This window comes from Sulfitobacter sediminivivens (assembly GCF_042611115.2).
Taxonomy (GTDB): Bacteria; Pseudomonadota; Alphaproteobacteria; order Rhodobacterales; family Rhodobacteraceae; genus Sulfitobacter; species Sulfitobacter sediminivivens.
This window is the reverse complement of the sequence record NZ_JBHGAR020000043.1, coordinates 1-10949: the sequence shown is the minus strand read 5'-3', so window position 1 is coordinate 10949 and position 10949 is coordinate 1. Positions and strand designations below refer to the sequence as shown.

Annotated in this window: 8 protein-coding genes and 2 pseudogenes; 8 read left to right on the top strand and 2 right to left on the bottom strand. The window is 52.8% G+C overall.

Annotation, left to right across the window (positions count from 1 at the left end; all coding sequences use genetic code 11):
* A partial coding sequence (locus ACEWL3_RS20290; protein WP_386185020.1) for an MAPEG family protein occupies positions 1–778 on the top strand: 778 nt, incomplete at its 5' end.
* 184 nt (positions 779–962) lie between these two features.
* Positions 963–1142, top strand: a complete 180-nt coding sequence (locus ACEWL3_RS20285) for a hypothetical protein (protein WP_114878278.1) — start codon at positions 963–965, stop codon at positions 1140–1142.
* Positions 1143–1268: 126 nt separating this feature from the next.
* Here the strand turns inward: ACEWL3_RS20285 and ACEWL3_RS20280 are convergent, their stop codons facing one another.
* Together ACEWL3_RS20280 and ACEWL3_RS20275 are read right to left on the bottom strand one after the other, a co-directional pair.
* On the bottom strand, positions 1269–1568 hold the full coding sequence (locus tag ACEWL3_RS20280; RefSeq protein WP_386185022.1) for a hypothetical protein: 300 nt from the start codon (positions 1566–1568) through the stop codon (positions 1269–1271).
* Positions 1569–1718: 150 nt separating this feature from the next.
* Positions 1719–2976, bottom strand: a pseudogene (locus tag ACEWL3_RS20275) (IS3 family transposase).
* 445 nt (positions 2977–3421) lie between these two features.
* Here ACEWL3_RS20275 and ACEWL3_RS20270 point away from each other — a divergent pair.
* From ACEWL3_RS20270 to ACEWL3_RS20245, 6 genes and pseudogenes are all read left to right on the top strand, one after another.
* On the top strand, positions 3422–5866 hold the full coding sequence (locus ACEWL3_RS20270) for an outer membrane beta-barrel protein (RefSeq protein WP_386185024.1): 2445 nt from the start codon (positions 3422–3424) through the stop codon (positions 5864–5866).
* 182 nt (positions 5867–6048) lie between these two features.
* Complete coding sequence (locus ACEWL3_RS20265) at positions 6049–7335, top strand: hypothetical protein (RefSeq protein WP_386185026.1); 1287 nt, start codon at positions 6049–6051, stop codon at positions 7333–7335.
* Between the two features lie 143 nt (positions 7336–7478).
* Entirely contained in the window at positions 7479–7742 is a 264-nt protein-coding gene (locus tag ACEWL3_RS20260; RefSeq protein WP_435001589.1) for a hypothetical protein, read from the top strand.
* Positions 7743–7847: 105 nt separating this feature from the next.
* A pseudogene (locus ACEWL3_RS20255) lies at positions 7848–7943 on the top strand (ATP-binding protein); the annotation flags it as partial.
* 441 nt (positions 7944–8384) lie between these two features.
* Positions 8385–8957 carry a GNAT family N-acetyltransferase gene (locus tag ACEWL3_RS20250; protein WP_386185029.1) on the top strand — a complete coding sequence of 191 codons (573 nt, stop codon included), beginning with the start codon at positions 8385–8387 and terminating at the stop codon, positions 8955–8957.
* 272 nt (positions 8958–9229) lie between these two features.
* Positions 9230–10000: a methyltransferase domain-containing protein gene (locus ACEWL3_RS20245; protein ID WP_386185031.1), complete on the top strand. Its 771-nt coding sequence runs from the start codon at positions 9230–9232 to the stop codon at positions 9998–10000.
* Positions 10001–10949 lie beyond the last annotated feature (949 nt).

Below are 10949 nucleotides of genomic sequence, written 5' to 3'. Positions count from 1 at the left end.
CCTGATAAGAAAGGCGCTTGCGCCCAGTTTAGAGGGCTACTTTCTGCGTCAGCAACACGTTGTTTTTCCACAGAATCGGCGGATTGCGGTCATTCGTTGCAAGAGCGAAATCTCATGCCGCGATCAGGTGAAGCTGACATTCAGACGACGGTCACAACGCGCTTTCCTCTGCACTGCCGCGAGGCAGCTACTAGCCCTCAGCGGCCCATCAATAAATGACGTTCTGTTCGATTACGTGCTAGAAAGGTACAAGCTGGCTTGTAGGAAAACCGCTAGATTTTGCCTGCAATATCCAGATAGCAACAAGGGAAATGAAATGAACTCTTTAACGCTGGATAACCCAGACTTTGAAACCTATGCGCTGGTTGCGGCACTCATGGTGCTGAAGGTAATGCTGCAAGGCTGGATGACTGTTTATCGGATGATAAAAAGCGATTCAGGTTTGGTAAACCCTGAGGACCTACAGAAAGGTCCGATAAACAAGAACCCGAGACCCGACCAACTTGAGCTCAATGACTATGTTGACCGCTCACGTCGCATGCATCGCAATGATCTGGAAAACATCCCAGCATTTTGGGCGGTCGGTTTGGTCTTTGTTGTCGTCGATCCTGCTTTATGGCTTGCCCAAATTCTGATGTATGGCTTCGTGCTCGCGCGACTGGCCCATGCCGGTGCCTACTTGACAAAACAGAGTCACGAAGTCCGGGCGACTTTTTATACGTTTGGATCAATAATTGTGATTTTCATGGCGGCTTACGTTCTTTGGACGGTGATTTGAGCGTATTATGTTCGTGAATGGTTCCAGCCTGAGACCTGCAAGTTTGTTCTGTGAGGCGGTCAAGCGGTTGCACAATCAAGCCCGATTTTTGAGGAAATATTCTTTTAGCTGGACCTGCTTCCAACCGTGCGTCTGTGTTACGTATCTAAGATAGCGACCATTGCCACTTTTATAGGAGATTGAGATGACGGCCCCTGTAGAAAGAACTGAGAAGCTTCATAATCTGAAAGACAAAATGCGGGAAATGGAGGTGCTATTTGAGGAAATAGAAACCGCTTTCGGGGATTTGACTGACGAAGAAAAGAGATCACTGAAAGGTTTGGCAAGCGCGATTGAATACCACGCCAGCAAATTGAAGAGTTAGTCGTTGTCAACTGGACACCTTGTAGCCAAAAACTGCATTAAGCACTTTTCAACGTTAGGGCGGGGGCCAATCGTTCGCTGCATTACGCATCAAGCTCTACTGGGCGGGCATAGTAAATAGAGCATTCTAAGCTTCGGACGAGGCCAACAACTCTCCGCCATAGGCATCCATCATCTTTGCACCGAACTCCTCTGCTCCTTCAATGCGAAGGGCTGAGACATGGGCGATGGCACCATCGCGCACCTCGCGGCTTGGATAAACCGTCACGATGGCGAAACGGTCTAAGTCAACGTCCACGAGCATTGAATGCTTTGCGCCCAAAGCTAACAGCCCAGGGAAGTATTTTCGCTGCATCAGGTCTGTCACATGCTGAAGGCTCTCAGTTTCGCTTATCATTCGCAAGGTCGTGATTGATACAAAGCTCATTTGATCTTCCTCCGCTACATAAAAGCATAGCACATTTCGACTAAGCCCTGTTACCTTCGGTGTTATCAATTTGGTTGCTGGCTGCAGGCTTTGGGCCGGAAGCGGTAGTCTTCACAAACGTCGGAAACCGGACATTCGCTGCAGGGTTTCTCAAAGCCTGCTCAGTCGGACAAAATGTGCATCCATTACAATCATGCACCACAGCTGAGCAACAATCCAACGAAGGCAGTGACCTGCTCCCCATTGGGTCCGCTGATTTAGGTTATCGCTGTTCAGGTTTTGGTCCTCTTCTGACCGGTTAGCATATTCTGCTGGCGTCAGGCCAGCGAGGCTTGTGTGTGGGCGGTGGTGGTTGAAGTCGATACGCCACCCTGCGATCAGGTTGCGGGCACGGCGTAGGTTATCGGACAGGTGCTCATTCAGGCATTCGTCCATTGCCCGGCAGACGATTGCAACGCAATCTGCCGAAAGGGGCGCATCCTGCCATTGAAGCTTTCGACAAGCCCGTTCTGCATTGGTTTACCAGGTGCGATGTAATGCCAGTCAACCTTCCGGTCTTCCTGCCATTTCAGGATCGCATTCGAAGTGAGCTCCGTTCCATTATCGCTGAGCACCATGCAGGGGTATCCGCGCATCTCTGCGATCCGATCCAATTCACGCGCAACGCGGTCACCAGACAGAGACGTATCGACCACAGCGGCCAGACATTCACGACTGAACTCATCAATCACATTAAGAATACGGAACCGCCGACCGCAAGACAGGCTGTCAGACACGAAGTCCAGCGACCACCGCTGGTTTGGTCCCTGCGGGATCGCCATCGGTGCTCGGGTGCCCACTGCACGCTTGCGACCGCCACGTTTACGGACTGTTAACTCTTCTTCGCGTTAGATCCGATACAGTTTCTTCCAAGTCACGTGCCAACCTTCGCGCTTCAGCAAGATATGCAGCCGCCGGTAGCCAAATCGCCGTCGCCCCGAAGACAGTTCCTTCAGCCGATCTCGCAGATCAGTATCCGCTGACCGTTTCGACACACGCCGATAAACACGCGGGTCGATCCCAGCCAAGGCGCAGGCCCGCTTCTGATTGTATCGCTTTTCTTTCATGGCCCAGGCCGCAGCATTGCGTCGCGATCCGGGCCTCAAAAGTTTTTTCCCAGCATTTCCTTAAGCGTCGACACGTCCATCATCTGCTCAGCCAGCAGCTTCTTCAGCTTGGCGTTCTCGACTTCCAGTGCCTTCAATTTCTTCGCATCAGATACTTCCATGCCGCCATACTTGGATCGCCATTTGTAGAACGTTGCATCGCTGACGCCGTGCTTGCGACACAGATCCTTCGCGCCGAGACCAGCCTGATGCTCTTTCAATATCCCGATTATCAGCTCTTCACTCAAACGGGTTCTCTTCATCGTCTGTCTCCTTCTTGGAGAACAGACTAACTCAAAACACCGGACTTTTCAGGGGAGCATGTCAGCAGGTGAACACACACCACTGAGAGTGCTCTTAAGATCAAGTCAGAGCCTTGCGATTGATTGATCCTTGGCGGAGTCTATAAGCCAGCGCCATTGCGCGTGCGATTTGTGGAACGCGGTGAGGTCTGGATTGTTCTTCAGGGCTTACAGGATCTGCCCGTAACAGGCGTATGCTTCTTGAAGGCAATGTTTTCGACATTGAATATTGGGTGGGCCTCTCCCATCTTCGTCTGCACCTGCCGAGTTGGGAAAAATGTGTACATCGTCAGGTGTTTAGAGGTCTTCTTAGTGACCGCGGATTGATCTTGGTCAATGCCGCTATCAGCCAGCATGTTAGGCGATTCTGAAATATTTGGGAAATTCAGGTCATATCGGAGCATTTATGCAGGTTAGTAAGTATTCAGTTACGTTAATTTATTCGGCGTTGGTTAATGTGGTACTGGCACCATCTCTGGCTGCACAGACCAGTTCTGCCACTGCTTCACAAAACGCCGAAAGCTCCGTTTTTGAGGTTGAGGCCGGTATTACCCTGTCACAAGAGTTTACCGACAACGTGTTTTTGACAGCCAATGGCAAGCGCAGCGACATCGTGACCGTTGTGGCACCGTGGATTGACCTGTCGATGCAATCGGAGGATCTTCGGCTTCGTTTCGGGGTGCTGGCCGAAATCGGTCGATTTGCCGATAATTCTAGCGAAAACTATGATGATTATACGATCGACGCAGAGCTGCGATACCGACTGGGGGACGGTTTGTTTGCTTTCGGCGGTTTGGAATACAAGTGGGATCACGAAAACCGAAATTCGCCGGATGATGTGAACGGGGTTGCACCAACTGAATTTCGCGACGCGAGTGGCTATTTTGGTGTTGGCGGTACTCTAAACGGAAATGCGTTTCGGTTTGGTGCAAATGTGCGCAAACTCGACTTTGACGATACGGCTGTCGCGGGCGGTGCCTCAATCAACAACGACGACCGTGACCGAACCGAGACAGAAATTGGCGGCCGGATTGGAATTGCGAAGACAGCAAATGGTGAGGTCTTCGTTCAGGGCATTTATGACCGGCGCAAATATGATGCCGCCACCGACGATTTTGGTTTCGCACGAAGCTCTGACGGAATTCAGGCATCCATTGGTTACACGGGCAAGATCGGAAATCTGACAGGCGAATTGACCTTTGGTGCTTTGTCTCAAGGATATGATGACGCACGATTTGACCGCGTCACAGCTCTTGATGTTGGAGCAAACTTGATTTGGCGGCCGGGTCCAGACACCAGAGTTACCGGTGTCATTGACCGGACGCTTGAAGAAACGACAACGTCCGGCGCGTCAGGCTATCTTGCCACCAGTGCCGGTGTGCGGATCCGCCATCGCATCGCGCAAGATCTGTCACTGGCAGGCTACTTCTTTCTGACAGAAAATGACTATCAAGAGATCAACCGCACCGACGTTTTGGCAGAAACCAGCATCGGGCTGCGGTATCACTTCAATCCCAAAATCTATATGGATACCAACTATGCCTTCGAAAAAAGGTTGTCGGACGTTGCCGGTGCGGACTACGACGAACACCGCATCGAATTCATGCTTGGCTACGATTTCCAGCCTGCATTCACGGCCGAGCCAGCCGCACATGCCAAGTTTTCAACCGGTGACTTCTATGTCGGTACACAGCTTGGTCACGGTTTTCTACAGACCAAAGTGGACGGCCCGCGCGGTGCAGGAGGAAACCTGACTGCCGACTTTGGCGATCACGGCTCGGTGGCCGGGATTTTTGGCGGGTATCGGACCAGTTTTGGGAACCTCGTCCTTGGTGCAGAAGCTAATATCGACTTCGCAAACATGGACTGGAGCCATGACGCGGACCGCGACTTTTCTGTCAAAACAGGAAACTCCCTTGGCCTTAGCGCCATCGTCGGTGTCAGAACCGCTGCGCGCAATCTGGTTTATGGACGATTTGGTGCTGTCGCTACGGAATTCGACAGCAGATACGTGCGTGGTGGCACCGTTGTCACCACAGAAGATTATAAGACGGGATTTCTGCTAGGTCTGGGCGCAGAGGTGCCGCTGGCCCGTGGTCTTTCGGGGCGGCTAGAATATCAGATCAGATCGTATTCGGATTATCAACTTGGTGCGCCGCTCGGCGGTCCCAATGACGACAATTTTGCCAACCTTCAGGGGGCAGCGCTTTTTGGGCTTATCTATCAGATCGGAGCGCGTGATGAAGTTGTTGAACCTGTCAAGCCCACCGTCTTTTCCGGGTTTTATGCCGGGGGAATGTTGGGTCACAGTGCGCTTCAAAGCGATAACACCGGACCAAGACCAACGGCAGCTGCGCCCGTATTTACGCTTGACGCCACGCGTGCCGGTCAGGGGTTCAGCGGTGCTGTGTTTGCCGGTTACGGTCAGCAATTTGGTGACTGGTATCTGGGTGCAGAGGCTGAGTTGGAGCTTTCATCGGCGGGCTGGAATATCGAACGCAATCCTACCGGTCGGATATACTCAGTTGGAAAACATCATGCCCTGAATGCAATGCTCCGGGTTGGGTATGTGGTTAATGACTCAGTCCTGCTTTACGGACGCGCGGGGTATTCCGTGGGGCGGTTCGAAACTGATTACACTTTTGCCGGAACCACCGTTCGTCAGAGCGATACTCTGAGCGGGTTGCGGATCGGTGCGGGTCTCGAATTTGCCTTGAGCGAAAAGGTTAACTTACGAATGGATTATACCTACACCGACTATGGCTCTCATCAGGTGAATTATGGGTCAGGTATCGACAGCTTCGATACATCCGAGAACCATTTTCAGGTTGGTCTGGCCTACCGGTTCTAGGAATTACCTGCCCCAGTTGCGATGCATGAAGAAAAGGTATCGCAACTGGCCAAAACCTCATCGTCACGTTGATATATATCAATTCGTGAATGTTTGGGTGGTGCATAATTCTCTTAAGGAAAGCGACCGGAGGAAACTGTTATCGCTTCCGAAATCAGAAATTTTAACTCTGGGGTAATGATATGATTTCGAACAAATTTATGCCGATCTCTCTAAAGGCTATGCTGGTCGCGGGCTGCGCGACGGTGGCGTTGGTTACAAGCCCAATGGTTACTGATGTGGCTTATGCGCAGCAAGGTTCCGGCAAGCAAATGAAGGGCGGAAGCTCTGCAGGTGGCGCGCGCGGTGGCGGACAGCGCTCCGATTCTGGCAGCGGACGCGGCCAAGGTCTGGGTGGAATTTTCCGCGACATCACGGGCATGGACGACGACGCGCAAGGCGGTGCCACTGCCAAGGGCGGCGCTTCTGCAATGGGTGGTTCGTCTGCAAAAGGTGGAACGGCCGCGAAGGGTGGCAGCAGCAAAGTCACCACCTCGGATAGCGCGGATGCTTCGGATAGTGAGGATTCTGATCGTCCAGAATGGGCGGGACAGCCCGGTGGCAAGGATGGCGCTGGCGGTGGTCAGCCCCCAACATCCGGTTCGAAAAAAGGCGATCTGTTTGGGGATCTTTGGATCATCGCGCGCGACGACAACGGCGTGCCCATTCTGACGCCTGAAGGCTACGTGCAGCCGCTCGACGTTGATGGCAACCTGATTGCCCTCGACGAAGAAGGTCACCCGGTTGACGAGACATTGACACAGGAGGTCGAACTTGGCCGTCTGAATGTGGGTCGGGCTCCGGTAAGTGTTCTGGACCGTCGTGCGGAAGAGGTCATAACCTTGCTGAATGAAGCAACCGATCTCAAGCTCGATGCCTCTGGACGGCTTGTGCTGACGCTTGATGGCATCGACAAGACGATCGACTCTCCGCTGGAGAACTTGGCCATCTATGTCGCGCTGATGACAGACGGTACGATACCGGGTGTGGATGATCTGCCCGGCACGGCCTATGATTTCATGGTTGATGGCACTTACACTTCCGAAGACCTTGCGGCATCTGTTGCGTTTCTGGCAGCGGCCACCGACAAAACGGGTGTCTTCACCTCGGACGAGATCGCTTATATCAACGCGTTTCTTGGAATAAATACCACGACCAACGGTGATGTGACCTATTCAGTCGTCGACTATTCTGCTTTCTCCTATGACCGCGAGGACACGTTTGGCGACAGAACCGTTGTTGTTCTGCTGGAGCAGACAGATGGAAGCTTCGTTCCGACCGAAATCAATGTGTATGAGACCATCTTTGGTTCCGTACCGGCAAGCGACGCGGGTAGCCTTGATGCCTTTACTCTTGCCGCAGACGACTCGCGCACTGTTTTGAATTTTGTACACGAGTATGAGGTACCGGTGCTCGACGCATCGCAATGATCGATCAGACATGAGCCGGAAGCAGGCTCCCGGCTCATGTACGCAAAGGAGGACCATCATGAAAAATCCAATTGAACGTCGCGTTCTCTTGCTGAGCGCATTTTGCACTTTGACACTTGGCCTTGTGATCCCGGATTTCGCAGATGCCCAATCGCGGGGTTCAGGACGCGGCGGCGGCCAAGGCGGAAGCCGTGGCGGCGGGTCGGCTGGCGATGATCACGGTGGCGGTGACGACCACGCAAGCGGTGACGATCACAGCGGTGGTGATGATCACGAAGGCGGTAGCGATCATGCTAGTGGCGATGATCACGACGATGGATCAGGTCACACAGGTGGCGGCAAAGGCCCAAAATACCGCGGCGGGCGTGAAAGCGCGCATTCAGGCGGACGCCGCGGCCATTCTCTAGAAGACCGGGTGCTCAAGATGCCATTGCCGGATCAGTCTCTTTAGAAAATGATACCAAAGCCGTCTCGCAACTTTTCCACGGGATTGCGGACACGCCTGCACCGGTGCCAAGATGACAGTCGCGCTCCTCGACCGTCTCACGCATCACTGCGAGAACGTCGAAACCGGGACTGAAAACTGGCGTTCCAAAAGCCGCACCTGATCCTTGTTGTTAACCACGCTGGCACGTCGCCGCTGCGTTAGATGGAGACGACGCAGCACTGTGCCAACTTAGCAAAAAACAGGGCCAATTTTTCTGGCCTATAAAGGGTCAACATCTGTTGCCGACTGACATTTCCACAGCCCCTGTCCGCATGATTTGAATTCAGCCATAGCAATTCTTGAGATTGCAGCGAAAGTCCGGTTCGACTGGCCACGCCGCAAGATCGCCGAGGGTGGTTCAAGGTCCGCAAAGGGCCGTCCGCGTCGGTTCCTGACAGCGTCGATTTCAGTTTCCTGCCGCAGTGCGGAAGGCAGCTGTGAGCCCAGACCAAACATCCATCGATGCTCCAGCGGGACAAAAAATTGCACATTTGACACCACGTATTTGCGGCCTGCATGCTCCAAGTTAAATACTAGCGCTGAAAAGCCCAAGGAGGCCCCCATGCTTAAAACCTCAAACCGAAGTGAAGCCGATAACGTCCTTAGCGGATTAACGCTTGGGTTCTCTGCGGACCCATTCATGCGTTGGCTGTATCCTAGACCTTGCGATTTTCTAAAGCACTTCCCACGAGTAATGGACTTCTTTGGCGGGCGTGCATTTGAACAAGGTAGCGCCTTTCGAAACGACGATTTCACAGCTGGTGCTCTTTGGCTTCCGCCTGGCATCCACCCTGACGAAGAACAGCTTGTCGCCTATTTCGAAAAGACGGTTGCACCAGAAAATCATGATGCCTTGTTCGAAACGTTCGGGCAGATGGACAAATATCATCCCGATGAGGATTGCTGGCATTTAGCTTTTATCGCGGTCGACCCATTTCGCCAAGGAAGAAGGTTGGGTTCCGCGTTGCTTGAAGCAAGCCTCAAACGTTGCGACGAAGATGGAAGACCAGCCTATCTGGAGTCGACAAACCCCGCAAACTTGCCACTGTATAAACGCTATGGCTTCGAAGAGATGGGCCTAATCAAAGCCGACCAAGCGCCCCCCCTGTTTCCAATGTTTCGAGCCGCACAATAGTAATTGATCAAACGGCGGTTTTGTCCGCTGACCGACGATCAAGCCAAACAAATGCTGCACGATGCACGAATGTCAGCAATGACAGGCTGCACCGCAGCATCTTGAAGTAGTCGTGAAAGGCCGGTTTGGGCCGGAAGCGTCGATGCCTAGTCAGCTTGTTGCATGACCGCTCAGAGCCCGAAGCCGTCAAAGTGCGCTCTACAATTAATTCCCTTTGCCAATCGTTGACCCATGTTAATCTGGGGAGGCGCTAAAGCATTTGGGGATTGGTTATGAGCAGCGGTTTCTACAATGCTGAGATGGCGGCAAAACAGGAACAGATGGCAAAAACCAAGGACATGGTTCGGCAGCGCGATGAGATCATACGCTCGTTGTCGCCTGTCCCCGGTGAGACAATTTTGGAGCTTGGTTCCGGGAATGGCATTCTGGTACGAGAGTTGATTGAAGCCGTTGGCCCCGAAGGCCGGGTTGTTGGTCTAGACGCGTCCGAAGCGATCCTAGAGATGGCGCGGCATATCTGTCCGAAGGGGGAATTTTTCCACGGTGACGCGCAGAGCCTGCCATTCGAAGACGAAACATTCGACGCTGTCGTTGCGGCGCAGGTGTTCTGTTTTCTCGATAATCTCGACCGGGCCATCGCCGAAACCTACCGCGTTCTCAAACCGGGTGGGCGTCTACTTGTGCTTGATACAGATTGGGACAGCCTGATCTGGAAAAGCGACAACCCGGATCTGATGGCGCGCGTCATGAAGGTTTATCAGGCGGTCTATTCGGACGCCCATCTGCCACGATCCCTGCCGTCGATGCTAGCGCAGGCTGGGTTTTCCAAGATAGAAGTGGAGAGCTTTGTCGTTCTGAACACCGGTTTTGGCGAAGACACCTACGCCCGGCAATCTGCCGAGTTCGCGACATCCATAATGGAAAGTTCAGTCGAGTTCACACCCGAGGAACAAAACGCGTGGCTGAATGGCCAGAAGGAACTGGCGAGAACGGGTGCGTTCTTTTTCTCGCTCAACCGCTATCTGATTTCCGCGCAAAAGTGATTTTCAGTAATGACAGCTTCGTCTCGCTTAGCAGCCTTCCACGCACAACCTTGCGATCCGTTCCGGCAATACTTGAGGCATCAGAACTTGATCTGTAGCCCAATCAGTACGATGCAGGCTGTGATGAGGACTTCATAAAACAGAATCTGCCGCCTTGACGTGCGCCCAGAAAAATCACTTTCGGAAAGCGGAGCCGACGGATGACTTGTCGCTGACGTTTGAAACTGTGTTGTCGTCAATGATTGCTCGTACTTCACTGGTAACTCCAATTAAACACCCTCAGCGCATTGCGGATAAGAAATAGGGCCGTGCTAGTTTCCCGGCACGGCCCACACTCGTTAAAATGTCTACGCATCATTTCATCGCGGGGATGAGACGAAAGTAACGCGGGCCAGAAATTGACCGAAGATGTTGGCCTGAGCCGCTCATCTGATATCGATGAATATGCCCAGCAGGTGCCCTCGTTCCAATTGGTTGAATTTAAAAAACTTTGCTTTGACGATTAACCGATGTCGGGTGATTGGTTTACCCTCTTAACGGGAAACAGTTCGGCAACCATGGTCCTGTTGTTCGTGCTACATCGACAATGAAAGCGTCTGAACAAAGATACACATATCGGCCATATTTTCATCGCAGGAAAGCCAATATTCGTCACGCCCCCGGCGGGGCATTGGTCGGGAATTTTCTGGTCCCATACAAGCCAGAAGCGAAACTTTTTACTATTTTCGAGGCAAATGCCGTCCCGGCTTTCCCGCCTGACAATCAACAGGACCTGGCAAAATTCGCTGGTTTGGGGAGCTAGCAAGCGTGGCGGATGGCGGCTTTGAGCCGATTGTTCTCCAATTCCGCAAGATGATTTGAGCATTTTTTGTTCCTGCCGGTTCCAGTGTTCTCTTCGCAGTAGGTGTTCCACCTCTGCATGATGGCGCAAGAAAGCGTTGATGGATCA